The 26,801-nt window shown below is 55.7% G+C and carries 37 protein-coding genes; 13 read left to right on the top strand and 24 right to left on the bottom strand.

All coding sequences use genetic code 11. The features are described 5' to 3' along the window. Positions 1 to 162: 162 nt before the first annotated feature. Complete coding sequence (locus tag ACZ5AM_RS02180) at positions 163 to 489, top strand: hypothetical protein (RefSeq protein ID WP_464915311.1); 327 nt, start codon at positions 163 to 165, stop codon at positions 487 to 489. A 6-nt stretch (positions 490 to 495) separates the two neighbouring features. On the opposite strand, the gene pcp is transcribed toward ACZ5AM_RS02180, so the two are convergent. After that, on the bottom strand, positions 496 to 1,104 hold the full coding sequence (pcp, locus tag ACZ5AM_RS02175) for a pyroglutamyl-peptidase I (protein ID WP_464915893.1): 609 nt from the start codon (positions 1,102 to 1,104) through the stop codon (positions 496 to 498). A gap of 61 nt (positions 1,105 to 1,165) precedes the next feature. Here pcp and ACZ5AM_RS02170 point away from each other — a divergent pair, with 61 nt between their 5' ends. The 4 genes from ACZ5AM_RS02170 to ACZ5AM_RS02155 are packed head-to-tail and all read left to right on the top strand — an operon-like array spanning position 1,166 to position 3,603. Beyond that, positions 1,166 to 2,278, top strand: coding sequence for an NAD(P)/FAD-dependent oxidoreductase (locus ACZ5AM_RS02170; protein ID WP_464915310.1), 1,113 nt, complete (start codon positions 1,166 to 1,168; stop codon positions 2,276 to 2,278). Between the two features lie 9 nt (positions 2,279 to 2,287). After that, positions 2,288 to 2,641, top strand: coding sequence for an ASCH domain-containing protein (locus ACZ5AM_RS02165; protein ID WP_464915309.1), 354 nt, complete (start codon positions 2,288 to 2,290; stop codon positions 2,639 to 2,641). Next, on the top strand, positions 2,634 to 3,113 hold the full coding sequence (locus ACZ5AM_RS02160; RefSeq protein WP_464915308.1) for a ferritin family protein: 480 nt from the start codon (positions 2,634 to 2,636) through the stop codon (positions 3,111 to 3,113). The genes ACZ5AM_RS02165 and ACZ5AM_RS02160 overlap by 8 nt, the downstream gene beginning before the upstream one ends. A gap of 1 nt (position 3,114) precedes the next feature. Beyond that, positions 3,115 to 3,603 (top strand): ferritin-like domain-containing protein, encoded by a 489-nt coding sequence (locus ACZ5AM_RS02155; protein WP_464915307.1) that lies wholly within the window; start codon positions 3,115 to 3,117, stop codon positions 3,601 to 3,603. On the opposite strand, the gene ACZ5AM_RS02150 is transcribed toward ACZ5AM_RS02155, so the two are convergent. The 16 genes from ACZ5AM_RS02150 to ACZ5AM_RS02075 form a co-directional block, all read right to left on the bottom strand. After that, entirely contained in the window at positions 3,595 to 4,014 is a 420-nt protein-coding gene (locus ACZ5AM_RS02150; RefSeq protein ID WP_464915306.1) for a 4Fe-4S binding protein, read from the bottom strand. The genes ACZ5AM_RS02155 and ACZ5AM_RS02150 overlap by 9 nt on opposite strands. Beyond that, positions 4,011 to 5,003 carry a respiratory chain complex I subunit 1 family protein gene (locus ACZ5AM_RS02145; protein WP_464915892.1) on the bottom strand — a complete coding sequence of 331 codons (993 nt, stop codon included), beginning with the start codon at positions 5,001 to 5,003 and terminating at the stop codon, positions 4,011 to 4,013. The genes ACZ5AM_RS02150 and ACZ5AM_RS02145 overlap by 4 nt, the downstream gene beginning before the upstream one ends. Before the next feature lie 5 nt (positions 5,004 to 5,008). Continuing rightward, on the bottom strand, positions 5,009 to 6,286 hold the full coding sequence (locus ACZ5AM_RS02140; RefSeq protein ID WP_464915305.1) for a hydrogenase large subunit: 1,278 nt from the start codon (positions 6,284 to 6,286) through the stop codon (positions 5,009 to 5,011). After that, positions 6,283 to 6,849, bottom strand: coding sequence for an NADH-quinone oxidoreductase subunit C (locus ACZ5AM_RS02135; protein ID WP_464915304.1), 567 nt, complete (start codon positions 6,847 to 6,849; stop codon positions 6,283 to 6,285). Before ACZ5AM_RS02135 ends, ACZ5AM_RS02140 begins: the two co-directional genes overlap by 4 nt. After that, complete coding sequence (locus tag ACZ5AM_RS02130) at positions 6,842 to 7,366, bottom strand: NADH-quinone oxidoreductase subunit B family protein (RefSeq protein ID WP_464915303.1); 525 nt, start codon at positions 7,364 to 7,366, stop codon at positions 6,842 to 6,844. The genes ACZ5AM_RS02135 and ACZ5AM_RS02130 overlap by 8 nt, the downstream gene beginning before the upstream one ends. A 4-nt stretch (positions 7,367 to 7,370) precedes the next feature. Next, positions 7,371 to 7,718 (bottom strand): hydrogenase, encoded by a 348-nt coding sequence (locus ACZ5AM_RS02125; protein WP_464915302.1) that lies wholly within the window; start codon positions 7,716 to 7,718, stop codon positions 7,371 to 7,373. A gap of 1 nt (position 7,719) precedes the next feature. Beyond that, the gene (locus tag ACZ5AM_RS02120) at positions 7,720 to 9,264 is read right to left on the bottom strand and encodes a proton-conducting transporter transmembrane domain-containing protein (RefSeq protein ID WP_464915301.1); all 1,545 of its coding nucleotides are present in this window, start codon (positions 9,262 to 9,264) and stop codon (positions 7,720 to 7,722) included. Further along, positions 9,261 to 9,620: an NADH-quinone oxidoreductase subunit K gene (locus ACZ5AM_RS02115; RefSeq protein WP_464915300.1), complete on the bottom strand. Its 360-nt coding sequence runs from the start codon at positions 9,618 to 9,620 to the stop codon at positions 9,261 to 9,263. Before ACZ5AM_RS02115 ends, ACZ5AM_RS02120 begins: the two co-directional genes overlap by 4 nt. Continuing rightward, the gene (locus ACZ5AM_RS02110; protein WP_464915299.1) at positions 9,617 to 10,051 is read right to left on the bottom strand and encodes a Na(+)/H(+) antiporter subunit B; all 435 of its coding nucleotides are present in this window, start codon (positions 10,049 to 10,051) and stop codon (positions 9,617 to 9,619) included. The genes ACZ5AM_RS02115 and ACZ5AM_RS02110 overlap by 4 nt, the downstream gene beginning before the upstream one ends. A 26-nt stretch (positions 10,052 to 10,077) precedes the next feature. After that, positions 10,078 to 10,374, bottom strand: coding sequence for a hydrogen gas-evolving membrane-bound hydrogenase subunit E (gene mbhE, locus ACZ5AM_RS02105; protein ID WP_464915298.1), 297 nt, complete (start codon positions 10,372 to 10,374; stop codon positions 10,078 to 10,080). Next, positions 10,371 to 10,634, bottom strand: coding sequence for a hydrogenase subunit MbhD domain-containing protein (locus ACZ5AM_RS02100; RefSeq protein WP_464915297.1), 264 nt, complete (start codon positions 10,632 to 10,634; stop codon positions 10,371 to 10,373). The genes mbhE and ACZ5AM_RS02100 overlap by 4 nt, the downstream gene beginning before the upstream one ends. After that, entirely contained in the window at positions 10,631 to 11,002 is a 372-nt protein-coding gene (gene mnhG / locus ACZ5AM_RS02095; protein ID WP_464915296.1) for a monovalent cation/H(+) antiporter subunit G, read from the bottom strand. Before mnhG ends, ACZ5AM_RS02100 begins: the two co-directional genes overlap by 4 nt. Then, positions 10,999 to 11,262: a cation:proton antiporter gene (locus ACZ5AM_RS02090; RefSeq protein WP_464915295.1), complete on the bottom strand. Its 264-nt coding sequence runs from the start codon at positions 11,260 to 11,262 to the stop codon at positions 10,999 to 11,001. The genes mnhG and ACZ5AM_RS02090 overlap by 4 nt, the downstream gene beginning before the upstream one ends. Then, a complete protein-coding gene (locus ACZ5AM_RS02085; protein ID WP_464915294.1) occupies positions 11,259 to 11,762 on the bottom strand; it encodes a monovalent cation/H+ antiporter subunit E in 504 nt (167 codons plus the stop codon). Before ACZ5AM_RS02085 ends, ACZ5AM_RS02090 begins: the two co-directional genes overlap by 4 nt. Before the next feature lie 221 nt (positions 11,763 to 11,983). After that, a complete protein-coding gene (locus ACZ5AM_RS02080) occupies positions 11,984 to 12,199 on the bottom strand; it encodes a hypothetical protein (protein WP_464915293.1) in 216 nt (71 codons plus the stop codon). A gap of 55 nt (positions 12,200 to 12,254) precedes the next feature. Continuing rightward, positions 12,255 to 13,664, bottom strand: coding sequence for an acetate--CoA ligase family protein (locus tag ACZ5AM_RS02075; RefSeq protein WP_464915292.1), 1,410 nt, complete (start codon positions 13,662 to 13,664; stop codon positions 12,255 to 12,257). 183 nt (positions 13,665 to 13,847) lie between these two features. Here ACZ5AM_RS02075 and ACZ5AM_RS02070 point away from each other — a divergent pair, with 183 nt between their 5' ends. From ACZ5AM_RS02070 to ACZ5AM_RS02050, 5 genes are all read left to right on the top strand, one after another. Beyond that, a complete protein-coding gene (locus tag ACZ5AM_RS02070) occupies positions 13,848 to 14,423 on the top strand; it encodes a winged helix-turn-helix domain-containing protein (protein ID WP_464915891.1) in 576 nt (191 codons plus the stop codon). 18 nt (positions 14,424 to 14,441) lie between these two features. After that, the gene (locus tag ACZ5AM_RS02065) at positions 14,442 to 14,747 is read left to right on the top strand and encodes a DUF211 domain-containing protein (protein WP_464915291.1); all 306 of its coding nucleotides are present in this window, start codon (positions 14,442 to 14,444) and stop codon (positions 14,745 to 14,747) included. Positions 14,748 to 14,761: 14 nt separating this feature from the next. Further along, the gene (locus tag ACZ5AM_RS02060) at positions 14,762 to 15,319 is read left to right on the top strand and encodes an ArsR/SmtB family transcription factor (RefSeq protein WP_464915290.1); all 558 of its coding nucleotides are present in this window, start codon (positions 14,762 to 14,764) and stop codon (positions 15,317 to 15,319) included. A 167-nt stretch (positions 15,320 to 15,486) separates the two neighbouring features. Then, positions 15,487 to 16,875, top strand: coding sequence for an alpha-amylase (locus ACZ5AM_RS02055; RefSeq protein WP_464915289.1), 1,389 nt, complete (start codon positions 15,487 to 15,489; stop codon positions 16,873 to 16,875). Between the two features lie 267 nt (positions 16,876 to 17,142). Then, on the top strand, positions 17,143 to 18,705 hold the full coding sequence (locus ACZ5AM_RS02050) for a hypothetical protein (RefSeq protein WP_464915288.1): 1,563 nt from the start codon (positions 17,143 to 17,145) through the stop codon (positions 18,703 to 18,705). A 187-nt stretch (positions 18,706 to 18,892) separates the two neighbouring features. On the opposite strand, the gene ACZ5AM_RS02045 is transcribed toward ACZ5AM_RS02050, so the two are convergent. The 4 genes from ACZ5AM_RS02045 to ACZ5AM_RS02030 form a co-directional block, all read right to left on the bottom strand. Further along, on the bottom strand, positions 18,893 to 19,060 hold the full coding sequence (locus ACZ5AM_RS02045; protein WP_464915287.1) for a hypothetical protein: 168 nt from the start codon (positions 19,058 to 19,060) through the stop codon (positions 18,893 to 18,895). Continuing rightward, positions 19,041 to 19,499, bottom strand: a complete 459-nt coding sequence (locus ACZ5AM_RS02040; protein WP_464915286.1) for a translation initiation factor 2 — start codon at positions 19,497 to 19,499, stop codon at positions 19,041 to 19,043. The genes ACZ5AM_RS02045 and ACZ5AM_RS02040 overlap by 20 nt, the downstream gene beginning before the upstream one ends. Before the next feature lie 85 nt (positions 19,500 to 19,584). Next, the gene (locus ACZ5AM_RS02035; protein ID WP_464915890.1) at positions 19,585 to 21,027 is read right to left on the bottom strand and encodes an NAD(P)H-hydrate dehydratase; all 1,443 of its coding nucleotides are present in this window, start codon (positions 21,025 to 21,027) and stop codon (positions 19,585 to 19,587) included. Between the two features lie 42 nt (positions 21,028 to 21,069). Beyond that, entirely contained in the window at positions 21,070 to 21,615 is a 546-nt protein-coding gene (locus ACZ5AM_RS02030; RefSeq protein ID WP_464915889.1) for a [protein ADP-ribosylglutamate] hydrolase, read from the bottom strand. Between the two features lie 182 nt (positions 21,616 to 21,797). Between ACZ5AM_RS02030 and tfe the strand changes: the two genes are divergently transcribed. Then, the gene (gene tfe, locus ACZ5AM_RS02025; protein ID WP_464915285.1) at positions 21,798 to 22,403 is read left to right on the top strand and encodes a transcription factor E; all 606 of its coding nucleotides are present in this window, start codon (positions 21,798 to 21,800) and stop codon (positions 22,401 to 22,403) included. A gap of 33 nt (positions 22,404 to 22,436) precedes the next feature. Next, complete coding sequence (locus tag ACZ5AM_RS02020; RefSeq protein ID WP_464915888.1) at positions 22,437 to 23,165, top strand: DUF2110 family protein; 729 nt, start codon at positions 22,437 to 22,439, stop codon at positions 23,163 to 23,165. On the opposite strand, the gene ACZ5AM_RS02015 is transcribed toward ACZ5AM_RS02020, so the two are convergent. The 3 genes from ACZ5AM_RS02015 to ACZ5AM_RS02005 form a co-directional block, all read right to left on the bottom strand. After that, positions 23,155 to 24,201: a hypothetical protein gene (locus tag ACZ5AM_RS02015; RefSeq protein WP_464915284.1), complete on the bottom strand. Its 1,047-nt coding sequence runs from the start codon at positions 24,199 to 24,201 to the stop codon at positions 23,155 to 23,157. The genes ACZ5AM_RS02020 and ACZ5AM_RS02015 overlap by 11 nt on opposite strands. 84 nt (positions 24,202 to 24,285) lie before the next feature. Further along, complete coding sequence (locus ACZ5AM_RS02010; RefSeq protein ID WP_464915283.1) at positions 24,286 to 25,173, bottom strand: Mrp/NBP35 family ATP-binding protein; 888 nt, start codon at positions 25,171 to 25,173, stop codon at positions 24,286 to 24,288. A 180-nt stretch (positions 25,174 to 25,353) separates the two neighbouring features. Further along, the gene (locus ACZ5AM_RS02005) at positions 25,354 to 25,875 is read right to left on the bottom strand and encodes a ferritin (protein WP_464915282.1); all 522 of its coding nucleotides are present in this window, start codon (positions 25,873 to 25,875) and stop codon (positions 25,354 to 25,356) included. A gap of 303 nt (positions 25,876 to 26,178) precedes the next feature. Between ACZ5AM_RS02005 and ACZ5AM_RS02000 the strand changes: the two genes are divergently transcribed. Next, positions 26,179 to 26,790, top strand: a complete 612-nt coding sequence (locus tag ACZ5AM_RS02000; RefSeq protein ID WP_464915281.1) for a hypothetical protein — start codon at positions 26,179 to 26,181, stop codon at positions 26,788 to 26,790. Positions 26,791 to 26,801: the final 11 nt, after the last annotated feature.

Below are 26,801 nucleotides of genomic sequence, written 5' to 3'. Positions count from 1 at the left end.
AGGGTTCTCGCTTATTACGTCGACTCCGAGGATTAGAATAGGCCCCCACCTCTCATGTCTGGACTAGTCCCGGCCCTTTAAAACGTTAACCAAACGTCCATCTCCGGACATTCAAACCAAAAGGGTTATTTAATCCGAGGCCAACACCGTTCCGGTGGTACCATGAAGATGAGGGTTGTTTTTGACAAGGAGTACGACCTGCTCTCCGGTATCTACAGGGTGCGCGTCAGGGAACTCGAGTTCGACGAGGAGCTCAGGAACGTCCTGGACGGGGTTGATCCCGTGATAAAGGTGAAGGGCGAGGAGGTAAGGCTGTCCGAGCTGAAGGAGCGCTCCTTCGAGCTTCAGACCAGGGAAGAGGCCGAGAAGATGATGGGGGAGATAAGGGGGGCACTCATAGAGGCCCTGAGCGCGCTGATAGCCCGCTTTAGGGAGGCCCAGAGCTTCAACGGCTCTGTTTCGTACGAGATCGACTTTAACGAGCTCTGAATCAAATCACCCTTTCAATTCAATTGAAACCTCCACAGCTTTTCTGACGGCCTCGTTTATCGTTTCCTGGGCCATCGACGGCCTCGGCTTGTCGAGGGCCTGGGCGTGGCTGAAGGGCACGTGTACGAAGCCAGCCTTAGTTTTCATTCCCTCCACAGCTATCGTGTGGAGGGCGGTAAACATGGCCGCGTTGCAGACGTAGGTTCCTGCCGTGTTGGAAATTCCAGCGGGTATCCCAGCGCCTCTCAAAGCCCTCACGATGGCCTTTATCGGGAGCGTTGAGAAGTAAGCGGCCGGGGCACCTTCAAAAACCGGCTCATCCTCCGGAGCAAAGCCCTCGTTGTCGGGCATTGTTGAGTCCATCACGTTTATCGCGACGCGCTCGACGGTTACGTTGGGCCTTCCGCCGGCCTGGCCCGTCATAATCACCACGTCCGGCCTTTCCTCAACGATCAGCCTAGGGAGTACCTCCCTCACCCCCCTGAAAGTCACTGGGAGTCTTTTCTTGACTATCTCCGCCCCACCTACCTCACCGGGAAGGGCTTTAACCGCCTCCCAGGAGGGGTTTATCTTCTCTCCCCCGAAGGGCTCGAAGCCAGTAACCAGAACCTTCATCCAGGCCACCGGAAAGGTTAGGTTTTTAGGCTTAAAAAACCACACCCTCAGAGGGGTGAGCATGAGGTACGACGTTCTCATCATCGGGGGAGGACCCGTCGGAAACTACCTGGCGACTCTTCTCGGGGGAAAGCTCGACGTGGCCGTGGTGGAGAGGAAGAGGTCGTTCGGCGGGAAGGCCTGCACCGGCATAGTGGGCGCCGAGAGCTTTGAGAAACTGGGGTTCCCGAGGGAGGCGGTGGTAAACGAGCTCCGGGGGGCCGTTTTCTACTCGAAGATACAGAGCTTCGAGATCAAGAGGAACTCCCCCCAGGCCTACGTCATCGACAGAAAAACCTTCGAGGCGGCACTCGCAAAGAGGGCCATAAAGAAAGGCGTGGACTACTTCGTAGGGACCACGTTCCTGGGCTTCAAAAGCGGAAGGGCACGGGTACAGCACATGAACCAGACCTTTGAGGTGGAGGCGGACTTCTACGTCGGGGCCGACGGGGTTGCGAGCACCGTCGCCAGGGAGATCGGGGCGAGGAGCGAGGCCGAGTTCCTTAAGGGCTACGAGGTCGAGGTGGTGGGGAACTTCAGGAGGGATTTCACCGAGGTCTGGGTCAACAGGGAGCTCAACCCGGAGTTCTTCTTCTGGGTAACCCCGGTCAGCGAGGACGTTGCCAGAGTGGGGACCTTCGGGGAGCTCGGGGCCTTTGAGAGGTTCCTCCTCGACAGGGGGCTCAAACCTACATCGGTGATAGAGTTCAAGGCAGGATCCGTGGGCCTGGGCTGGAGGAGACCGTGGGTCAGGGATAACGTCGCCCTCGTTGGGGACGCCGCGCTCCAGATCAAGCCGACGACGGCTGGGGGGATAGTGTTCGGCGCACTATGCGCTCACCACCTGGCGAAGGCCATAATCACCGGCGACCTCGGTGAGTACGAGAGGTCGTGCTCTGCCGTTAAGAGGCAGATCTCCTTCGGGCTCAGGGTGAGGAAGGTCTTTAAAGGCATGAGCCAAGAGGGAATAGAGAAGGTTTTTGAGGTTCTTGGCGGTGATGAAGCCCGGGGAGTAATAGAGGAGCACGCCGACTTTGATGATCACCTCAGGACTTTCAAAGCGTTGGCGAAGAAGCCCCGCCTGCTGGCGGCGCTACTGAGGATAAGCCCCTCCCTCATCAGGGCGCTGCTGTGAGGTGATCCCATGGCGACTTGGAGGATGGGCCTGCAGGAGGAGTACCTGATGGCCACAGCCGAGGGCAGGAAGAAGGTTGAAGGCCGCTTATACGACGAGAAGAGGCAGAAGATCAGGCCCGGAGACACGATAATATTTGAGAACCGGCTGATGGTCGTGGTAAAGGACGTGCGCGTTTACTCGTCATTCAGGGAGATGCTTGAGAGGGAGGGCATCGAGAACGTCCTCCCCGGAGTGGAAAGCGTTGAGGAGGGCGTTGCCGTCTACAGGAGGTTCTACCCGGAGGAGAAGGAGAGGAAGTACGGTGTCGCGGCAATAGAGGTAGAACCTATCGGATGGATGGGGGGCGGTCAGGATGGTTGATATGGACGAAGTCGTCGAGAAGCTTTCGAGGCTCAGCTACGAGGACGTTCTGGCTTACTGGGTGAAGAGCGAGCGGGAGGAGGCGGAGTTCTACAAAGAACTGGCAGAGAGGGCCAGAAACCTCGGTCTTCCGGAGAGCCTTGTCGAGACCTTTGAGAGGCTTTCAAAGGAATCGAGGAAACACGCCGATGATTTAGCTAGGATATTCAGGGAGAACTATTCCAGGGAACCGGAGAGCGACGTCCCTCCACTCGAGGTTGTACCGGTCCTCGACAGGTTTGAGAGGGCCGACCAGGTCAGGGAGGTACTCGAGGCGGCCATGGAGAGCGAGCTCATAGCTATGAACGCCTACAGAACCCTGGCGGAGAAGGTGGAAGACCCGAAACTAAGGGAACTCTACCTCAAGCTGGTGGATGTTGAAAGGGGCCACTACGAGGCCCTCAAGAGGGAATACGAGAAGCTGGGTGGTTGAGATGGCAGTGGAGATACTGGACGAGATAAGGAAGCTGAACGAAAGAGAGCTTTTGAGCTACTGGATTAAGGGCGAATACGAGGAGGCGGAAACCTACTGGAAGCTGGCCGAACGCGCGGAAGAGCTCGGGCTTCCGGAGGAGGTCGTTGAAACGTTCAGGAGGCTCGGGAACGAGTCCAAGAGGCACGGCGATGAGCTCCTCAAGATATACCGCGAGGAGTACGGGGAAGAGCTGGCCGATGTGAACTTGCCCAACGTTGAGTCCCTGGACGTCCTCGGCAAGTTCTGGAAGGTCGAGGACCTGAGGGACGTGCTCGAGATAGCCATGGAGAGCGAGAAGCTGGCCGAGACGATATACAGGAAGCTCGCCGAGGAAACCGAGAACCCGAAGCTCAGGGAAGCCTACCTCCGCCTGGCGGAGATAGAGAGGGGGCACTACGGGGCCCTCAAATCCCTGTACGAGTGGAGAAAGAAGAAGGGGCTACTTTGAGTTCTCTTTCCTTTCCTTCGCCTTCTTCTGCTCCTCGAGCTTCTTCCGTATCTCCTCGATTTTCTCCTCCTTGAGCGGGATGAACTTGTCGTCGTGGTTGTCGTAGCTCGCCAGGAGGAAGTCCCTGCTCATCTGGAGCGCTCCGGTCGGACAGACGTCAACGCATTGCCCACAGTAGACGCATCTTGCCGTCCATAAGGCAACCTTCCTGATGTCAGGCAAATAGACGAAGACTCCCGCAGGACAGACGTTGACGCACATCCTGCAGCCGACGCACTTGTCAACGTCGTAGGCTATTATCCCCCTGAAGTCCTCCGGGATCGGAACTGGCTCCGTCTTTGGGAAGAGGTTGGTCGCTGGCTTCCTTGCCAGGTTTCTGAGCACCGTTGGGACTAGTATCGGTGCCCTCACATTATCACCTCCATCGCTATGAGGAGCGAGCCTATGAGCGAAGCCAGGAAGACGTTCTTCCAGAGGAAGTCAACCGCCTGCGTTATCTTCAGCCTTCCGGTCACGGCCCTAAAGACGCTCTCGACGACGAAGAGCAGGGCGAAGACCTTCAGGGTGTGGAAGAGCAGGTCTGCAACGTTTGCCGAGAGACCGGTGAGGCCGAAGTAGTCCGAAATCCCCCAGGGGAAGAATATGGCCACGACGAGGGAGGTTGCTATGTAGGCCTTGAGCGCCTTCGTCAGCTTGAGTAAAGCCAAGTATCTCCCGCTGTACTCAACGAGCAGACCCTCGGCTATCTCCTCCTCGGCATCGGGTATGTTGAAGAACCCGACCTCTATCTCGCTCGCCAGCCAGACGCAGAAGACGTAGAGCAGAATAATCGCCCCAACGAAGCTCATCGGTGTCCCTATCTCCCAGATGTTGTGGGTGTAAAAGATTCCCATGCTGAATGGCTTGTCAACGCCGAGCTTTCCGAGGCGCCACATTATGGCGAAGATGGCCAGCATCATCGCGGGTTCTCTAGACACCATTATCGTCGCTTCCCTGGCCGCTCCTATCTTCGCGTAGGGACTGCCGGAGCTTATCGCTCCAACTATCTTGAAGAAGCTTATGAGGGCCAGGAGGTATATGAAGACGATGACGTCGCCTTTGCCCGCTAAAATTGGCGTGAAGCCCATCGGCGTGTAGGCCAGGAGCGCTATGGCTGTCGCTAAAGCCAGAACCGGAGCGGCCCGGAACATGTAGTTGGCCGTGCTCGGGATTATCGTCTCCTTGCTCGCCAGCTTGAGGAAGTCGTAGAGGGGCTGAACGATAGGCGGCCCAACGCGCCTCTGCATTCTTGCAACTAATTTCCTGTCTATCCCCTCCCAGATCAGCGATGCAAGCGAGACGAAGGCGTAGAGGCCGAGCAGGCCGGCAACCGGGTAAACGATGCTCCCCATCACGTCCATCGCCATCACCTCGAACAGCTCGCCCCTATTGGAGTGGGGTCTCCCCGGATATCGGGGTTTATCTCGCGCGTCTTCTTTATCGAGGCCTTTAGGAGGTCTTTCTCCGTCAGTACCTTCCTCTTACCGTCCTGTATCACGGCAACCCTGTCTGTACAGCTCAGGCAGGGGTCTATTGAGGCAACCGCGACCACGAAGTCAGCCACCTGGTCGCCTATCACTCCCTTCGCCACGGAGAAGAGGTTCGGGAAGGTCGGTTCCCTCGGCTTCCAGCGGAGTGGTCTATCGCTCCCCTTCTTACCGCGGACGTAGTGCACCAGCTCTCCCCTAGGTGCCTCGTACCTCCCTATCCCCTCCCCGTCAATGAGGAGCCTCAGCTTCGCGTAGAGGACGTTGTCCTTTGGGAACGTCTTTATCTTTCCGTCCGGCATGGCGTCGAGGGCGTGCTCTATAAGCTCAAGGCTCCCCCACAGCTCACCTATCCTGACGGCCATCCTGTCAAACACATCGCCCCTCGGCCTCTCGCCCGTAACGTCCTGGGGCATTACAGGCTTTATCCCGAGGTCGGGGTAAACGCCGAGCCTCTCGCTCCACCTAGCGTCATCCCTTATCCCGCTTCCCCTTCCGGTTGGGCCTACCGCGCCCTGCTCCATCGCAACGCGCTTGCTTATTATCGCAGTATCCCTGAAACAGGCCTCTATCGTCGGGTCGTGGAGGAAGGCCTCCTCTATCTGCGGGAATACCTCGCGGTAGTACTTTATCATGTCGAGGATTATCTTTCGCTTCTTCTCGTCTATGTCCCTCCTGACGCCCCCAATGGTCACCATCGAGTAGTTGACGCGGTTTCCGCTGACGGCCTCAAGCGTGTCCATGACCTTTTCTCTCGCCAGCCAGGTGAGGTGGAGCAGAGTGTCGTAGCCTATGTCATGGGCTAAAACGCCGAGGTTGAGCAGGTGGGAGTGGATCCTCTCGAGCTCGCCGACGATGACGCGGATGTACTCGGCCCTCTCGGGAACCTCTATTCCTCCCGCTTCCTCGACGGCCCTCGTGTAGGTGTGGTTGTGCGAGAAACTGCATATCCCGCACATCCTCTCGGCGAGATACATTATCTGGATGTAGTTCCTCCTAAGGGCTATCCACTGGATTCCGCGCAGGTTGTAGCCGAGCTTGACGTCAACGTCAACTATCCTCTCTCCATCTAAGGTGAGTATGAACTTCTCGGGTTCCTCAAGGCCGGGATGAATCGGTCCGAAGGGTATCTTCACCCAGTACTCGACTTTGGTCATGCCTTCTTCCCCCCTTTGAGATAGTAGGGGTGCCCTGCGTTGTGCACCATCTCCTCTGGAACGCCCTTGTCGTCGAGGCGGAGCGGGTATATCCCCCCGGGGAAGTCGTCCGGCAGGAAGAGCCTCCTCTTGTCAGGAGCACCTTCAAAGTCCAGCCCGACCATCTCCATGCCTTCCCTCTCGAACTGGAGGGCTATCGGGAAGATGTCGCTCAGGTCAGGAATCACCGGATTGTCTTTAGGCGCGTGGACGTCGACTATGAGGGAAACCGCCGGTGCGTCGTCGTAGTGGATCACAACGTGACTGAGGAAGCCCAGCTCGTCCCCCCAGTCCTGCTCGATGCCTATCGAGTAGTGGGCCTCACCGTCGAGCTTTTTAATAAAGGCCATCAGCTCGCGGTACTCACTCCTATCAACGCGAACCCAGACCCTCTGCCTTCCCCACTTGTTGGTCTTTACCTGAACTTCCGCCTCCGGGAAGCGCTCCGCTATGGTCTTCGCGACCTTCTCGGCCTTGGTTGGTTCTTTGACCTCGTTTGCCTCATTAATGGGATTATCATTCATTTCCACTCACCTCCGGGGCATTGCCCTTCAGGATTTTAGCCAGCTTTTCCAGTGCCAAAACGACCCCGTGGAGTATCGCCTCTGGCCTTGGAGGACAGCCGGGAACGTAAACGTCAACCGGAATGACGTTGCTTAACGGCGCGTTGGTGAAGGGGCTCTCGTAGAAGACGCTCCCTCCCGTGGGACAGGAGCCAACGGCTATAACTATCTTCGGCTCTGGAGTCTGCTCGTAGACCAGCTTAACCCTCTCGAGGCTTTGGTTTGTCACCGGCCCGGTAACGAGGAGTATGTCCGCGTGCCTCGGACTGCCGACGAGCTTTACACCGAAGCGCTCCGCGTCGTACCTCGGGGTCAGGGCCGCGATTATCTCGATGTCGCAGCCGTTGCAGGAGCCGCTGTTCACGTGGAAGACCCACGGTGACTTCCCGATAAAGCGGCAGAGCTGGGCAATCTTTTTCTCAAGCCTCTCGCGTTCCGGTGAGTTTGAACCTCCGTTAGCTGGAACTTTTATGCTCACTCTATCACCCCCATATCAGCAACACTCCCATAACAAACGCCGTCGTTATCACGAGGTAGCTCGCGTAGTCGGTGAGGAGGCCGGTATGATCCGCCCTGAGTACCGTGAAGAAGCGCTTGAGCGCGTAGGTCAGGCCCCACATGACGTTCCTTCCAGTGTAGTGGCCTTCTAAGTGCTCGAAGCCCGGGATAACCTTGTCAGGATCCTCACCGCTTATGAAAACCTTCGTTCCGTAGCCAACTTCCCTCGTCCCCATCCCGCTCCTCTTAGCCCACTTGTCGAGGAGGTAAGCCAGGATCAGCCCGATGATGAAAACGAAGACGAAGTAGAGCGCATCCCAGTAGCCGAACATTTCACGCACCCCCCAGGAGAGTGCTCACATATGCCATCTGGTTTTCGAGGGCCCTCACTGCCGGGATCATCACCCTGTCGCTTATCTGCCACGGGAAGATGCCCATGACGACTATCGCGACGGCGAGGAGTATTATCGGCCAGAGCATCGTCCCTTCGGGGTCTTTGGCCTTCATGACCCTCTCACCGGGCCTTCCGAAGAAGGTGTAGAGGACCCTGACGTAGGCAGCGGTACAGAAGGCAGTTCCTATTATCGCTATCGCGCCTAAGACGGGGTTGAAGATGGCAGAGCTCTCGTAGATGAGCCACTTGCTCGCGAAGCCGTTGAGCGGTGGCATTCCTATTATTGCAGCAGCTCCGATGAGGAATGCGAAGGTGGTCTTTGGCATGGTCTTTGCCAGGCCGCTCAGCTCGTTCAAATCCCTCGTCCCGAGCTGGTGGATTACAACGCCGGCAATGAGGAAGAGCAAAGCTTTCATGAGGGCGTGGTTGAAGGTGTGGTAGATCGCTCCAGCTAAAGCTATCTCCCCTGTCTGGCTTCCATAAGCTGCCAAGCCAATACCGAGGCCGAGGAGGATGTAGCCTATCTGCCCGACCGATGAGTAGGCTAAGAGCCTCTTCATGTCGGTCTGGATTACGGCCATCGCGTTGCCTACGATTAGGGTTATGCACGCGAATATTATGATGACCCAGCCGACGGTCTTCACGCTTATGCTTATCCCGTAGATGCTGAACAGGATCCTCGTTAAAGCGTAGATCCCTCCTACCTTGATGACCAGGCCGGAGAGCATCGCACTTATCGAGCTTGGAGCGGCGGGATGAGCATCGGCAAGCCACATGTGAACCGGGGAAGCACCGCTCTTGAAGAGCAGGCCGGCTATGAAGAGCGCCAGCGCAACCTTTCCAACGACCGTCGGGTTTTGGGAGAGCTTTAAAGCTAGATACCCCATCGTCAGCGTTCCGTACTGTCCGTAGAGCAGGGCTATGCCGAGCAAAATCAGGGAACTCGCTATCGAGCCGACGAACATGTACTTTATGCCAGCCTCGATGCCCTCCCAGGTGTCGTTCCTGAAGGCAACGAGGGCGTAGCTGGCTATGCTCATTATCTCCAGGAAGACGTAGAAGTTGAAGAGGTCGCCGGTTATCGCTATGCCCAGCATTCCGAGCTCGAGGATTAGGACGAGCGTGTAGTACTTGTCGAGGCCGGTGTCGTGCTTCATGTAGCCGAGGGAATAGAGAACGGCCAGAAAACTGACCAGCGTTACCATGAGGACCATTATCGCCCCGAAGAGGTCGACCTCCCAGACTATCCTCACCGGGAAGTTAACGCCCCGACCGAGCGGGCTCTTCGCCCCGAGGGTGTAGAGGAGTATTTCCTTGTCCTCCCAGACGCCGTAGAACACCGCCGAGCCGACGGCGAGCGTTGCGCCGGAAATCAAGACGGCCCAGGCTCCCCTCGCCTTCCTTCCAGCTAAGCTCACTATCGGCATCGAAAACGCCCCGAAGAGGGGGATGATTATGAGGTACGGTAGAATCCCGCCGTTCATCCCCTCAACCTCCTTAAAGCCCTCACGTCAAGGGTTCCGTAGTGGCGGTAGGCGTTTATCGTCAAAGCAACCGCAAGGGAGAGCACACAAACGCCGATGACTATGCTCGTGAGGACCAGCGCCTGGGGCAGAGGCCCGACCATCGGGCTCTTCAGCGTCTCGTAGCCGGTGTAAATCGGCGCCGTCGGGATTTCATTCAGCTCTATCCTGTAGCCGAGGCTTATGAGGAGCATGTGTATTCCCGAGTCTATGATGTTGAGCGCTAAAATCAGCTTGAGCAGGTTGTTTTTTGCAAGGAAGGCGTAGATGCCGAGGACTATGAGCAGGAAGGCAACTATGAACTGAAACTGTATCATGACCTCCACCTCCTGTAGAGCGCTATCGCGGTGAGGGCGCTGACGAGACCCGTGAAGACCTTTAATCCTACGGCCAGGTTCATTATCGGGAGGAAGCCGGCCGAGAGTAGCGTTCCCGGTTCCCCGCTGAAGAAGGGCCCGTTGTGCCAGAGCGTGTTGTAGAAGAAGGCCACGCCCATTCCGAGCATAGCCGCGCCGAGGAAGGCCAGTCCACCTATTCCCTCAAGGGCCGAGTAGAGGCTCTTGTTGTAGTGCCTCTTCATCTCGTCGAGGCCGAAGGAGACGAGGAAGAGTATTCCGGCTCCCGCTATCGTCGCTCCGCCCTGGAAGCCGCCCCCCGGCGTTAAATGACCGTGCATCACTATGTAGGCTCCAAAGATGCCTATGAGCGGGATTATGGCCCTCGCCGAGGTCTTGACTATGAGCCCCATGTCACTACCGCGACTCGGCCTGCAGGTCATGACCCATCCCCCCTCCAGGGCCTGAGAAGCGCTATGGCCCCCGCTATGGCCGTGAAAAGAACCGTAGCTTCTCCAATCGTATCGTATCCACGGTAGTCGAACACTATGTCCGTGACTATGTTCGTACCGCCGACCTCCTGGATGCCGTGCTGGATGTAGTAGTTGTCAGTGTATCTCAACGAGAGCCACTCCTTTCCCCCCGGCCCGAACTTGAGGCCGTAGTTTGGGTTCGCCACGTAGAGCAGCACGCCCAGAATGAAGAGCAGTGAGAGGTAAGCTACCGTCCTCTTCATGCCCTTCCCTCCCATCTCTCGGTCTTCGCTATGCCGTAAACTACAACGGCCGTAACAACCCCAGCCCCAACGGCCGCCTCCGCTATGGCCACGTCCGGGGCGTGGAGGGTGTAGAACTCAAGGCTCAGGAGCAGGCTCATCGCGGCCGACATAATGGCGGCGGCAAGTAAATCTTTGAAGCGAATGGTGAGGTAAGCGGTTATTAGGACGCCGATCAGGATGATCGCCTGAATCGCCATGTCAATCGTTAAGGCGTTCATTTGCCCTCACCCCCGAGCTTCTCCTCGTAGGCGTCCACGACGGCCTTTGCAGGCCTGTAGCCGCTCAGGTGTGCGGCCTTGGCTATCGCGTGGGCACCGACCGGGTTCGTGAGGAGGAGCGCCACAAGGGCAACGAAGCTATGGAGGGCCATCTGAAGGTACTTCGGGTCACCGGTGACGTGAAGCCTGTAGGCGGCGTGGGTAACCACAGCTAGAACCGCGAATATCGTTCCGAAGGTCGTGCACTTCGTCGCGCCGTGAAGGCGAGTGTAAACGTCGGGGAAGCGGTGCAAAGCGATGCTTCCCAGGATGTTGAAGGTCAGGCTTATCGCCAAGAAGGCATAGATGAGATAGCTTACCCAGTTCACGCCAATCCCCCCTGCAAATAGCGCGCTATGATGAGGGTTCCAATGTAGCTCAGCAGGGCGTAAACGATGGCTATGTCTATGTAGATCGTCCTGTCGTAGGCCGCCCCAAGGAGCACCATACCCGCAACCACCAGCGTGTTGAGCGTGTCCACTCCGACCACCTTGTCGGGGACGCTGGGACCGAGTAGGGCTCTGAGTACAGCCAAGAACGCTCCAACCGAGATTATCAGAGTCGAATAGAAGAAAACCGGCTCTATCATCTTCCCAGCCTCCTCGCCCACCTCTCGAAGGGGCCCGAAACGGGCTCCGAGCTTTCAGGCCTCTCCATCCCCTCTGGAATTTCAATCCAGTGGACGTAGAGGGCTTTTTCGTCAGGACAGGCGTCGATGGTCAGCGTTCCCGGGGTTAGGGTGATGGAATTAGAGAGAATCGTGTATTGGGCCTCGTTCTCAAGCTCCACCGGAACCCTGACGATTCCCGGTCTTATCCTACCGGTTATAACAAGATAAGCGACGTGGAGGTTCGCCTTCACCATCCCCCAGAAGAGAACCGGGACGTAGGCGATCCATTCAATCCACTTCACCGGGTTCAGGAAGCGCGTCGATCTCTCCCCCACGACGTTCCTTGTAACGTACCCGATTATTCCCGCGAATATCAGCCCCGCCACAAGCTCCTGCGTGCTCCAGAGTAGGCCGTTCGTTCCCGCCGTCAGGACGAGCCACATGACGTAGGCGAAGACGAACGCGACAATGAAAGGCAAGCTACCACCTCCCCATTAACGCTTTCCTTTACTCTCGATTGGAACTTCTCGTCCTGGCTTAAAACGCTTTTTTAAAGCTCAGTTTGCCAAAAAAAGGTAGGAAACGCCTTGTTGTAAACCAAAGGTTCATGAGCCTTCATGTTTTATTATATGCAGCGAAGGACTTTAATGGTTTTCGGAGAATAGATTTGGAAGATCAGAGCCCATAGGAACGGGCCGCCTCACACCCGCCTCTCCAAGCTAGCGGGCTTGAACAGGAGACCCAAGGCAAAGAGCAGCGCGAATATGATCAGAATTCCGAGGAAAGCATTGCCAGTTAGCAGGTACGAGAACACGAGGATGTACCTGAACAGTATGATCAGAACGGGAACCAGGAGTATTACCAAGAAGACCTTAAAGTCCTCGACAAAGGAGCGGATCTCCCTTCCAAGCCCCATGCTCGTATCAACGGCAAAAGAGTTTAAATGAATTTCGGAATTAAAGGAGGAGGGATCAAAGCTTCCCGTTCTCCCTCAGCCACTCGCCGTACTTGACGAGGGCGTAGACGGCGTCGACACCGTCCTCGACCGTCTCGTAGACAGGGATTCCCTTGAGCTCGATGTTCCTGGCCATCTTGTGCGGGTAGGCTCCACCCGGGGCGACGAAGACTATCGGCTTGCCGTAGGCCTTCATCCTCTCCATGGCCCCGACTATCCCCTCGTCCAAAGCGGGGCTCTGGAAGAGCGCTATGACCACGAGAACGTCGACGTTCGGATCCTCCAAAGCGTAGCGCATCGCTATCTCATACCTGCTAGACGGGGCGTCGCCGATGACGTCTATCGGGTTCTTGTAGCTCATGTGGTGCGGGAGCTTTCCAGCCTCGATGTCCCTCCTGAACTTCTCGTTGGTCTCCTCGCTGAGCTCCGCGAGCTTCATGCCGCGCTCCAGCAGGCCGTCGCTCATCATGACTCCCGCGCCGCCGCCGTTGGTGACTATCGCCACGCGGTTGCCCTTGGCTGGCCTCTGCATCGCCAAAGCCTTGGCGTAGTTGAAGAGCTGGCGCATGCTTTTGGCTTCTAGAACGCCGGTCTGCTCAAATGCCGCCTGGTATATCCTGTAGGCACCGGCGAGGGAACCGGTATGGGAAGCTGCTGCCTTTGCACCGGCCTCAGTCCTTCCGCTCTTGAGTATGACGACGGGCTTCTTCAGCGTGACCTCCTTGGCGGTGTTGAAGAACTTCCTCCCGTCCTTGACTCCCTCAATATAGCCCGTGATAACGCCGGTCTTCGGGTCGTCGCCGAGGTAGGCCATGAAGTCGCTCTCATCCAAATCAGCCATGTTGCCGAGGCTGATGAACTTGCTCATGCCGATCTTGTGGCTGGCGGCCCAGTCGAGGATTGCAGCACCGAAGGCACCGCTCTGGCTCATGAAGGCGACCTTTCCGAAGGGCGGCCTGGCCTGCCTCTCCGGCGGGTTGAAGTTGCAGTCGAAGCCGTTCTCGAGGTTGGTGACGCCGAGGCAGTTGGGACCGACAACGCGAATGCCCCACTTCTTGGCCCTCTTGACGAGCTCCTCCTCGAGGTCGGCCCTTCCGGCCTCCTTGAAGCCGGCGCTTATGACGACGGCAGCCTTAACGCCCTTCTTACCGCAGTCATCTATGACGTCGGGGACGAACTTGGCGGGGACGGCTATAACGGCTACGTCTATCTCATCCGGCACCTCATGGATGCTCTTGTAAACCGGAAACTTCTTCCCGTTGACCTCTATCTCGCCGCCCTTGACGTTGACGGCGTAGACCTTTCCGTCGTAGCGGAGCGTTATGGAGCGCATTATGGCGTTTCCAACCTTTCCGGGCACGTTTGAGGCACCGATGACCGCGACGCTCTTGGGGTAAAACAGGAAGTCCAGGTTTGGGCTCTCCATGGCAACACCTCCGAGGGTTCTTCGGGGGCCCATATTTAAGCCTTACCTCCCAGACATGGATATTTTGTCCATCAGCCCCCGGGACTTCAGGGAAGTTTACGTATATAAAGGTTTGCCCGGGGCAAAAGAGTTATATTGCCGAACGCTCAAAAAATCATTAGAGCGTTTAAATTGGTGGTGGCAATGGCGAAAGTGAAAGTCATAACGGACCCAGAGGTAATTAAACTGATGCTAGAGGACACGAGGAGGAAAATCCTCAGCCTGCTCCGCAACAAGGAGATGACGATTTCACAGCTCAGCGAGATCCTCGGGAAGACGCCCCAGACGATATACCACCACATCGAGAAGCTCAAGGAGGCCGGTCTCGTTGAGGTCAAGAGGACGGAGATGAAGGGCAACCTGGTTGAGAAGTACTACGGCAGGACGGCGGATGCGTTCTACATCAACCTCTACCTCGGCGATGAAGAGCTGAGGTACTTCGCCCGTTCTAGGCTCAGGACGAAGCTGGAGATCTTCAAGGCCCTCGGATATGAGTTCGACGAGGAGGAGCTGCTCAACGTGATGGACAGGCTCCTGGAGAAGGAGCACGAGTTTAAAACCGAGATCTCCGAGGAGATAGAGGCCAACGAGGAGAAGCTGAAGGAGTTCTCAAACGAGGACATAATCCACGCGATTGAATGGCTCTCGATGGCTAGGATGGGCCGCGACGATGAGATTATAAACCTCCTCAAAAAACTCGGGGAGGTACTGAAAAGGTAGCGGGGGAAGCGATGCGTTATGGGTAAGGGGATAAGGCTTCTCGTCCTGGACGTTCTCAAGCCCCACCAGCCGATAGTCACGGAGCTGGCCCTCGGGCTCAGCGAGCTCGAAGGTGTGGAAGGGGTTAACATAACCCTCGTCGAGATAGACAAGGAGACCGAGAACGTCAAGATAACCGTAGTCGGAGACAACCTCGACTACGACGAGATAGTTCAAACAATAGAGGAGTTCGGCGGTGTGGTTCACAGCATAGACATGGTGGCCGCTGGGAGGAGGATCGTGGAAGAGGAGGAAACCCCACAGGACAAGCTGGAGGAGTACTGAGAGGGGTCGTTGGCATGCGGGAGGTCCTTATAATCACGGATCCAGCGGCGGTCAAAGCAATATCCGATCCAACCAGGTTTTCCATTTTGAAGCTCCTGAGGCAGAGGCCCATGACCATAAAGGAGCTGAGCAATATACTCTCCAAGGACAGGACAACCGTCTACAGGCACATAAAGGCCCTCGAGGCCGCCAGACTGGTGGAGGAGATCGATGACGTGGGCGGAGAGAAGGTTTACTCCAGAACCGCCAGGATGTTCCTGATAAAGGTCGAGCCCGACGAGAGCGTGGACGAATTCCGGCAGTCCTACCTCCAGGTTGAAGCCAGGAAACTGGTCCAGATCATGGAGAAGTCCGGGTTCACAATAAAGGATCGAGAAAAGCTAGAGAGGCTCGCAAAGGAGGTTCTCGACGAGATAGAGATCAGATCCCAGCCGATAATAAAGAGAATCTCCGAGGCCGATATCGATCTAACGGAGGTCGAACTCTTTCACCTCCTGAACATGCTCGTGTTCCTCCAGAGCTGCGAGCTCTGCGGGAAGGCCAGGGAGGTCAAGGCCCTCATCGAGTTTTAAACCCTTTTTCTTGAGGACACCTATTCCAAGATGTTACACGGACAAGGGAGAGTTGAGTGTACTGTTGTGTTCTTCAATGGACATCAACGACAAAACTTAAATATTTCACCATCGGTGATACAAACAAGGACCCGTGCACGGGTACCTTCACACGGAGGGGAATGCATATGAATGCCAAAAAACTGCTCGCACTTTTGTTCGTCCTCCTGGCAGTGGTGGGCATAGCCGCAGTCCCCGCCAGTGCGGCCAAGTACTCCAGCCTCGAAGACGGCGGGGTGATAATGCAGGCATTCTACTGGGATGTCCCGAAAGGAGGGATATGGTGGGACACCATAAGGCAGAAGATTCCTGAGTGGTACGAGGCCGGGATCTCGGCTATATGGATCCCGCCCGCCAGCAAAGGCATGTCCGGGGCGGACTCAATGGGCTACGACCCCTACGACTTCTTTGACCTCGGCGAGTACTACCAGAAGGGGACCGTTGAGACCCGCTTCGGCTCTAAAGGGGAGCTCGTGGACATGATAGACACCGCCCACGCCTACGGGATCAAGGTGATTGCGGACATAGTGATAAACCATCGCGCCGGCGGCGACCTGGAGTGGAACCCCTTCGTGAACGACTACACGTGGACGGACTTCTCAAAGGTTGCCTCGGGCAAGTACACCGCCAACTACCTCGACTTCCACCCGAACGAGATCAAGTGCTGCGACGAGGGGACCTTCGGAGGGTTCCCTGACATAGCCCACGAGAAGAGCTGGGATCAGTACTGGCTCTGGGCAAGTCAGGAGAGCTACGCGGCCTATCTTAGAAGCATAGGCGTTGACGCCTGGCGCTTCGACTACGTCAAGGGCTACGGGGCGTGGGTCGTCAAGGACTGGCTCAGCTGGTGGGGAGGCTGGGCCGTCGGCGAGTACTGGGACACCAACGTTGACCTCCTCCTCAACTGGGCATACGACAGTGGCGCCAAGGTCTTCGACTTCCCGCTCTACTACAAGATGGACGAGGCCTTTGACAACAACAATATCCCCGCGCTGGTGGACGCCCTGAACAACGGCGGAACCGTCGTTTCGCGCGATCCCTTCAAGGCAGTAACCTTCGTCGCCAACCACGACACGGACATAATCTGGAACAAGTATCCTGCCTACGCCTTCATCCTCACCTACGAGGGCCAGCCGGTCATATTCTACCGCGACTACGAGGAGTGGCTCAACAAGGACAGACTAAACAACCTCATCTGGATCCACGAGCACCTGGCCGGGGGAAGCACCAAGATACTCTACTACGACAACGACGAGCTCATCTTCATGAGGGAAGGCTACGGGGACAGACCAGGCCTCATAACCTACATCAACCTCGGGAACAGCTGGGCTGAAAGATGGGTAAACGTCGGAAGCAAGTTCGCCGGCTACACGATTCACGAGTACACAGGGAACCTGGGTGGATGGGTTGACAGGTACGTCCAGTACGACGGCTGGGTCAAGCTGACGGCGCCACCGCACGATCCCGCGAACGGCTATTACGGCTACTCCGTCTGGAGCTACGCAGGAATCGGGTGACCCCTGCCTATCTTCCGTTATTTTTCCCCCTTCTTCAGGCCAAGCGCCTTCTCGGCTCCCGCAGTCAGTCCAACCCGGAACAGCAGGGGTTTTCAGGGGGGAAAGGCTATTGTAATGGAGTGCACAGCAGAGAAAACAACTACCCTCTTCCTTCCAGAGAGCAGTGTTTCGTATTCCCTTGACCGGGCATACAGGTACACTAGAGCTGAAGAGAGACCCTGATGAAAGAAGGACTTTGTGTAAACCCCTTGCTTCAGATGTAACCTCATGAGAGTTCCAAGACTAGCTTGGTTATTTACTAACGTAGATTTATTGAAGTTTTATTTCAAACGGAAAAATTTAAAAGTTGTTAGAGTTAAAATATTAACTGCTAGTGGCTTTGAAGGAGGTGAAATTATTGAAGTGGAAAAACCAATGGCACTCGTATCACTCCTGCTCCTTCTTGTGGGTCTTGGAGTGTACATCAAGGCCTCCCCGATAGGAGGCGTTAAAATCGACGTTGTAGATGCAAACGGAAAGGCAATCACGGACTATGGGACGGTTTATTACTCCGTTTGGACTTTCGATGAAAACGGAAGCTTTGAGGTTTTAAAACGGGGGGTTCTTAAAAGAGGATTGTTCTTTTCAGGAAACACGATAAAACTCTCAAAAGCTGAAACGGAAAAGCTTAGAAAAATAGCCCGAAAAATGGACTCCAAAACGGCCTTCATTGGCATCGACCTGTGGGTCGTTAGGGAGGGAAAGCTCTATACCCTTCCCCCCGCGAGCCTTGAACTCGACGCTTCTGAAGGCGGCCTTTTCGCGGCCAAGTTTTCCCTTCATCTTGACTTCAGAGACGCGGTGATTACTAAGATCACACCCGAAAAAGAGTCCAGTCAGGGAAATCCCGGAGGAAAGGGCTCACAAAAAGAAGAACCGGAGTTCCTTGTACCGATCATTCCCAGAGAGTACAAGTGGGTGACCGTTGCTGAGAACTCCTACTCAGACGTCAGGATCCCGGTTTTAATCATTAGAAACATGGCATGGTCCGACGTTACCGGAACCCTCCAGATTGGAACTTCTCAAAGCGATTATATAGGGCCAGAGGTAACCGTGGCCTTCGGAAAGCTTATATCCAAGAAAACCACTTTTGATCCAAGCTCGATAAAGCTAAAAGCCCTTGGAAGGTCCTTTACAAACTGGTACAGAGGGGGCAGCATACTGACCGTTCCGAAGGAGAAGATCTGGGGTTATGTGTGGATTAAAGGAAAGATACACTACATCTACCAGCAGGAGTACGTTTGTGGGATCGGAGCTGAACCTGGTCTCCCCGGCTGCGAACCAACCGGGAACGAAAGGTACATAGCAAAGATCGACGAGTTCTCGATCTCGGGTAAGTACGGCAAGGTTTTAAATATAGAATCCGGAGCCACACTTGAACGTCCTCCGTACCTCCCACCCTTTGATACCCTCGAGCAGTCCCCAGCACTCGAAGGGCCCGTAGGAAGGGATGTGTACCTCGAGAACTTCTTCGAGGAGATTTACCATGAAACCTATGGCTACTCCTTTGGAATTGGTGTTCCGGTTGGTGCCCTCATTAACGTTCTAACCGGCCACTCCCTGCCACCTTGGGTCGATACCCTTGTGGTAGGTTTCAGTGCCAAGGGGGAGTCCCATTATGCCATAATGGGAGAAGTTCGCAACAACGGCCCCACGGGGTCAGTAAGGTTCATAGGCTACAAATCCAGTTACAAAATGTCGATACCCCTGAAAAAGAGCTGGTGGGAATTTTGGAAATCCGATCACGTCGCCACCAATGTCCCCGTAGGATTTTTCATTGATGTTCGGTGACTTCTTCTCCCAGTCCGACCCCGAACAGAAGGAGCGTCCAGGGGAGCGAGATTATCGCAGGGGAGTACGGATAGAACCCGAAAATCCACACGAATACACTAGAGGCAGGAACCACGGCAGAGAAGACGAACCACACCCTGCTTTCCAGGGAGCAGTGTCCCGAATCCTTGTAAGAAATGCAGGCCAGTCACATGACTACCGAAAAGCCCACCCAGAAAACGCCCCCAGTAATGAGGAAGGACTCAAGATAGAACCCACCGCTTCCAAAGTACCCGCCGAGGAGGACCAGCACGAGTTCGGCAATCCACCAGCGGAGAAATAAGATAGGAGAAACCTCAGCCCCGTACAGCTTCATCAAAACCACTGTCAGTGAACTGCGCCTTAAGTATCCTCTCCTTTTCCTCCCTGCTGAATGGATAGCCCGCGTCGGTGAGGAGCTTTGCGGCCAGAAGTGCAAAGAGGAAACCCGCCAATCCGAGGACTACGAGGTTTCCATCAAACCACCTTCCCAGTAGTGCGGCAGTTATAGGGATGAACCCTATCATATAGCGCGCCATCAGGAGGTTGCCGGCTATTCTATCGGCCTCCCTTTGAGGGTACACCCTCGACAGCGTTTGCCACTCTCTGCGGTAGAGGTACAAGATGATGGGCGTCATCGCAAGCAGCCACAGGATGCCGTACTCAACGCCTATTTCTTGGCCGTACTTTCCGAAGAGCACCACCAACACCTCAGCCGCAACCAACCGCGTAAGAAAATTATGGATGAACTTCCTGTTGTGAACGTACTCCCTCATCATTGTATCCCCAAGGACCATGCCATAAAAGTATTTAAAAATAACGGATCCAGAGTAACCCATCACTGCGGAGCCAAATGCCATCTTAGAATTCTTCCACCCACTTCACGGCCTTTGGAATCCTCCCTGCAACCTCCAGAGCCGTGAAGTTCTCCCCTAGTTCCTCCTTCACCATATCTCCAGCGAGGCCGTTGAGGAACGCTCCAACCGACGCTGCCCTCAGCGGATTGTTTCCAAGAGCGAGCAGAGCACCGACGAGTCCCGCTAGGACATCACCAGTTCCACCGGTGGTCATTCCCCTGTTCCCTGTCTTGTTGTACTTCCAGGTCTTCCCGTCGCTTACGATGTCGTAGGGGCCTTTGAGGAGTATCACACCGCCTATTTCCCCGGCTTTCTCCATCACAAGCTCCGCCTTCTCAGCTAGGGAGCCCTCTGGCTCCACGCCGAATAAAACCTTGAATTCGCCGGCGTGGGGCGTTAGAACGAAGGTCTTACCATTTAGAACGCTTAAATCCTCAGCAATCGCCTTCAGCCCGTCGGCGTCTATGACGAGTGGCTTCTCACAGTGTTTCACGAACTCCTTAACAAAGGCTTTGGTTTCTTCCTTGAGGCCGATTCCCGGGCCGATGACGATGGCGTCTGCCTTCTTGGAGAGTTCAATCAGGGCATTCACGTGCCCCGGGGCGAAGTTCCTTCCCTCCACCGGCCTCAGGATCAGGTCTGGGTCGCTTATCCTCCCCGCGGAATACTCGGGCATCGCTAAATAAACGAGATCCACCAGATAAGAAGCGGCTTTGGAAGCGAGGTAAGGTGCCCCAAAGTAGTCCTCGCTCCCACCTATTACGAGTAACCTACCGTTCTGCCCCTTGTGCTGGCCTTTCTTCCTAAGCGCGAACTTGGCATCGCCCGGCCCGACGAGGTGGTAAAGCTCCCTCGGATAGCCTATCTTAACCACAACGCGCTCAAAGCCGTTGTATTCCTCCTTGTCCCATTGGAAGGTTACTGCAAAGTCAGCTTTAACGCGGATTTTCGATGGGTAGCCGCTCGGCAGGTCGATGCTGACTATCTTGGCCTTTCCCGCGTGCTCGTTTATCCTCTCTATCGCGGAGCGTATCGGTTCGCGAGGTTCGCCTTTCGTTCCAGCTCCAAGGAGAGCATCGACGATGACATCGAAGCCGGAGAGGTCGAGCGACCTTACGTAGGAGGAGTCCTTCAGAACCTTGATTTCTACGAAATCCAGCTTTTTGATAATCTCCCAATTGTGTCTGGCCTCCTCGCTCCTTATCTTACTCTCGTCACCGACGAGAAAGAGGGTAACCTCGTTGTCGAAGCTGAGGTGCCGAGCGGCAACGAAGCCGTCGCCGCCGTTGTTGCCGGTTCCGGAGAAGACCGCTATCTTAAGGCACTTCCCAAACTTCTCCTCAATAGTCCGCGCAACACCAGAGCCGGCGTTCTCCATGAGCTGGTAAGGGGTTATGCCGAGCCACTTCGCGTTGATGTCCCAGATGTAGACGTCCTCGATGCGCATGAGCATCACCCAGTTAGGATTAGAAAGGGAAGGGATAAAAACTCATCTGCCAATCGCTTTTAGCGCCCTCTCGTAATCTCCCTTTGAGTACAACACAAGATAAACCTTTTCAACGCTCCCCGCTTCCCTTCCAAACTCCCCAACGACCTCTTCAAAAGTCCTCACTACCTCCTCAAGAGGGCAACCGTAGATGCCGGCGCTTATGGCCGGGAAGGCTATACTCTTAACGCCGAGTTCTTCCGCCTTCCTCAGAGCGCCGAGAATCGCCTTCCTGAGCTTCTCCTTTTTGTCTTCGTCCCAGACGCCCCCGCAATAGGGGCCGACGGTGTGGATAACGTATCTTATCCCAAACTTCTCAAGCCTTAATGCAGGCGTCACGACTACCTCCCCGTGCTCTATTGAGCTTTTCCCGAGCTGCTCGCGCATGGCCTCCTTGCTTAGCCGGATGTACTCCCCCGCGTCTCCAGCGGCGGCTTTCGCTATGGCGTAGGCGACACCGCCGCCGTGCTCTAGGTACTTGTTGGCCGCGTTCACTATGGCCTCCGCCGGGAAGCGGGTTATATCGCCTTGAACTACCTCGAACTCCATGGCAACCACCTGAGACCTAAGGAAATTGGGCTTAAAAGCCACTCGGAAAGCTTACACGATGGACAAATTGAGACACTAGGGTAACCGTTTCGACAAAAATCTATATATACTGCTTCGCCCATAACTTCATATTGAGTGCTCCCTTGGGGCAGGATAAAATTGGGTTCTTGGAGGTCGTCCAAGTGGCAGGAAAAAAGAGGACGAACAAGGAGCTCATCGATCTCGCGATGGAAATCGGCGGTGAGGAAGCGGTCGAGGTAGTCAAGACCCTCCAGAAGAAGAAGGACATAACCGACGAGGAGCTCGCGGAGATAACCGAGATCAGGATAAACACCATCCGCAAAGTCCTCTACACCCTGTACGACATGGGGCTGGCCGATTTTAAGAGGATCCGCGACAAGGAGACGGGCTGGTACTATTACTACTGGAACCTGGACCTGAGGAGGCTCCCCGAGATAATAAGGGCCAGAAAGATGAAGGAGCTCAACAAGCTCAGGGAGATGCTCGAGGAGGAGTCCGGGGAGATCTACTACTGGTGCGGCACGCCCGGTCATCCGAGGCTAACTTTCGACGAGGCGATGGAGTACGAGTTCCAATGTCCGATCTGCGGCCAGATACTGATGCAGCACGACAACAGCGAGATAGTGGCAGACCTCAAGAAGAGAATAGAGGAGCTTGAGATAGAGCTCGGCCTCAGGGAGAAGCCCAAACCCAAGAGAAGCCAGAAGTCAAAGTCCAGAAAGACGAAGAAGACCTCCAAGTCCAAAACTGCAGAAGCCGTTGCCTGAATGGTTTCCTAATGAACTTCGGGGATGGTGAGGATGCAAGAGGTAGTTATTCCTGAGAAGGTTTACGGTGACAGGAGCGGTTTTTTGAAGCTTGACAAAAAGCTCAAGGCCCTCTTCGGCGATCTCGACGTCGAGTGGAAGCTGTCGGCTGTGACCAAGAACTGGGTCAGGGTTTCGCTCGAGGGGGAGGACGAGGAGATAAGCGCCAACCTAGTCCGGGACGAGTTCGGGGAGATACCCCAAAGCCTCAGGGCCATCGAGGAGGGGCAGGTTTACAGGGGGAAGCTTATAGACCTCGGAAAAGTGGGCTACGGTGCCTACGTGGACATCGGGATCCTGAGGCCGAGGCCAAAGGACGCCCTCATACCCCTCTACTACCTCAAGAGAACGTTCGGAGAAAAGCCCGTGAGGCAGCTGATAAGGGAACTGGGGTGGGTGGACTACCTGCCGCTGGAGGTCGAGGTCAGTAAAGTCGAGTTCGGGGCCAGGGAGGTCGAGGTGGCCCTGAGCGAGAAACAGCTCAAAAGGATCCGTTCTTGGCTCGAAGACGGCCACGACAAGCTTTTCATAACCGGGACGGTGAGCGAGAACGTTGAGAGGGCCCTCATAAAGACGGGCCATGGAAGGGACGTGAAGAGGGTTGAGGAGCTAGGCCTGATGGAGACCATGCTCGTCCTCAAGAAGGGCACTCAGGCCCCGGGGATAATCAAGGAGATCGGGCCCCACCTGAAGGGCGCCCTGATGGGGGCCATCAAGTTCTAGTCCTCGCCTTTACCCTCCTCCCCTCTATGTTCCGCAGGTGGTAGACCATTCTAACCGAGAGTACCGTGAGGACTATCACCGCGTAGGGGACCAAATCGGGGTTCAGAAAGAGTCCCAGCAGATAGGCCATTAGAAGGAGGAGCAGGAAGGGGGTGGGGCCCTTTGTGTTGCCGAGGATGGCCTTAATCCCCCGGACCTTGAAGGTGACGGTATAGCCGAGGAGCGCGAGGGGAACCAGGGTCTGGGCGGCAACTTCATCCAAAGACAGTGGAACCCATGAGGACTGCACCAGCGGGCCGGTCTTGCTCAGGAAAAACAGCCCCGCAAGCACGAAGGCCATGTACGCCGCGTTTCTCTTCTTCCTCGGGAACGTCAGGACAAAGGCGAAGGGAACCGCTATGGCCCAGGGCTGGGCGGCTATCGCCAAAACTGTAACGGCCGCCAGAAGGAGAGTCTGAAGGGTCGCGGTAAGGACGTTGGGCGAGAAGACCAGGGAAGTTGCGATGGCCAGGGACAAAACGAACGCCGTCAGCCCGAAGATCTGGGAATGGGGCGGGTACAGGATGTCACGGAAGAACGGGATCGAGAACAGCATACCGAAGACCAGGAAGCCGAGATCCCTCGAGTGTTTTGGGGCCGTGTAGAAGAGCCCGCTAACCAGCAGGAGCAGGATGTAGACGTAGACGTAGAAAGCCGTCTCGGGGGAAACCTGAAGGTCCACGAACCCGAGCTTTGACAGCGAGTTGTTGATGCTCGAGAGAAAGCCGGAGGGAACCTCGGGGGACGAGTTTATTATCCAGAGCGCAAGCAGGGAAACCGCGAGGAGGTAGAAGACACCCGTGTACTCACCGCTCTTCCTAAGGGAGTAGAGAAACACCACAACCGTTGCAACGGCTATCCCTGCAAAAGCGAGGACTCCCCGGACGGGAAAGGTAAGGCCGCTCTGGGCAGTGAAGGATGGGGCTGAGAACGTGATACCGCCGAGCAGAAGGATCGGAACCATTGAAGTCACCACGGGCTTGGAGACCGGCCTCATCCCATCCCCCAGAGCCACTGGGAGGAAGTCGTTAAAAAGTTAATGCAACGCTTAGCGTGCGAAAAAGAGGAGAAATTCGAAGGCTCACTCCGAGCTCTCCCCGCCCTTCATCTCCTCCAGCTTCTCCACGAGCCTGTCGACGATCTCCATGAAGGCCTTGGCAGACACAGTGTCCTCATAGAGGACTATCGGGATTCCTGCGTCGCTCGCTTCCCTCGCCTTGAGGTCTATCGGTATCTCACCGAGGAAGTCGACGCCCTCCTTCTCGGCGAGCTTCCTTCCGCCGCCCTTGCCGAAGATGTCTATCTCGTTGCCGCAGTGCGGGCAGATGAGGTAGCTCATGTTCTCGACTACCGCTATGTAGGGCACTTCCATCTTCTTCATCATGTTGACGGCCTTCCCGGTGTCGAGCAGCGCTACCTCCTGCGGGGTGGTGACTATCACAGCGGCGTCGAGCTGAAGACTCTGGGTGACTGTGAGTATCTCGTCGCCGGTCCCGGGCGGGAAATCGATTATCATGAAGTCGAGCTCTCCCCACTTGACGTCTCCGAGGAGCTGCTTTATTGCCTTGGTGACGAGAGAGCCACGCCAGATTATCGGCTGGTCCTCCGGAACTAGGAACCCCATGCTCATGACCTTTATCGGGGTGACCTGTCCGAGGAAGTCGTTCATCGGCGGTATCATCTCGAACCTGCCGTCCTCCATCTTCTCGGCTAGAACGTCAGCCTTCTCAACGCCGAGCATCTTGGCGACGTTCGGGCCGTGTATGTCCGCATCCAGGATTCCAACGAAGTAGCCCTTCTTAGCCAGGGCCGCCGCGATGTTGACCGCGACGGTACTCTTCCCAACGCCGCCCTTACCGCTGAGGACGGCTATCTTGTACTTCCACTTCGCCTGCTTCTCGTTTATCCTCTGGGTGAGCGGGTCGGCACCGAGACCGCCTATGTTGAGCGTGGGAGCTTTGATCGTCATCTTTCAACACCTCCGGCTTAGGTTGCCCTAAGGGACTTAAAAGCTTTGCCCAGATAGTTGTCAGCGTTACACACGTTTGGGTAAGGACTTGAGAGTTTTTCAGCTTGTCCCCGCGTACCAGCGGTTCCCTTCGGTCCCAGGATGTATACAGAAAGAGTGGAAAAGGTGAAAAGTAGGAAATCAGGCCTTGGGGTTCAGGAAGGATCTGAGCTGAGCACTTCTCGCTCCGAGCTCCCTGTCGAGCATGAAGATTCCCTGCGGGCTGTCGCCGATTATCTTGAGCTTGTCGACGATGGCCTTAGTTGTAGCTTCCTCCTCGACCTGCTCCTCCACGAACCACTGGAGGAAGTTGTAGGTCGCGTGGTCGTTCTCCTCCTTCGCCAGGTCGACCAGCTTGAATATCGACTGGGTAATGCCGACCTCGTGGAGGTAAACGGCCTCGAAGGCCTTGAGCGGACTCTCAAATTCCCCCTTCGGCTTCTCTATCCTCTCAAGCTCGACCTTTCCACCGCGGTCGAAGATGTAGTCGTAGAACCTGAGCGCGTGCCCGAGTTCCTCCTCCGCTTGGGCCTCCATCCAGCTGGCGAAACCGTCTAGGCTCTTGTCCCTGAAGTAGGCCGCTATACCGAAGTAGAAGTACGCCGAGAAAAGCTCCTTGTTGAGCTGCTCGTTGAGTGCCTTAAGCATTTTTTCACTGAGCATTACAATCACCTCATCTTTTTCTCGTTTTCGAACCTTATAAGTTTATCTATCGAACTCCAATGAGGGATTGCCAAAATGAACTCATTTGAGTTATTTGTTGACATCTTTTCTACAAAGCAAGCCACTGAGAAATTAAAATGTTAAAATTTTGTCTTTATTTTCGACTTATCTTGCCATTGCTCCGGCGAGATTTTAGATTAGCCTATCAAAAGTTCATTAGGGAAACCGAAAAAGTTATATTCCCCAACATCACTGGCCATAAACGAGAACAAACCCCCACGGCGGGTAAAGGAGGGATGTGAAATGGCGAAGACCACCTTTGAGGAGGAGATCTATCTGAGGGCTTTGACCGGAAGGCTCGTCGGAAAGGCCCTTGCCGACCTCGGACTCAACAAGGTGGCCGTTGTTGCCAGCAGGAACATAATCTGCTCGAGCATAGCCACCGCCACCGAGGCGACCTTCATAACCCTCAGCGGAGGAGTCACCTACCACTTCCTGGCCGAGAAGGGCAGGGAAGAGGACATAGCGGAGCGCGTCAAGGCCTTCGCTCCACAGGTCACCGTCCTCCAGTTCGGCGGTGAGACACCGATAGAGGAGACCAAGGAGATATTCGTCGAGACCCTCAGGGGGTTCGCCGAGAAGGACGTTCCCGGAGCGTTCGTCGTCCACGTCAGGATATTCGCCGCTGGAGGCCTCGCCAAAGCTTTGGAGGACGAGAAAATCAGGGAGTACTTGAGCAAGAAGGACCTCTTCGTCTACACCGTCGGCTTCGACGAGGGGAAAGTTTATCTCAACAAGATAATCCTCGAAGGCAAGGAGATAAAGCTGGAGAAGATAGCGGAGTACCAGGTTACGCTGGAGCACGCCGACCTGCTCAACCGCTCCCTCAAGGACAGGAGCGTTACCTTCGCCTGACCTCTCTTCTC

Source organism: Thermococcus fumicolans, from assembly GCF_055386755.1.
The sequence above is the reverse complement of the archived record's forward strand: the minus strand, read 5'-3'. Positions and strand labels throughout refer to the sequence as shown.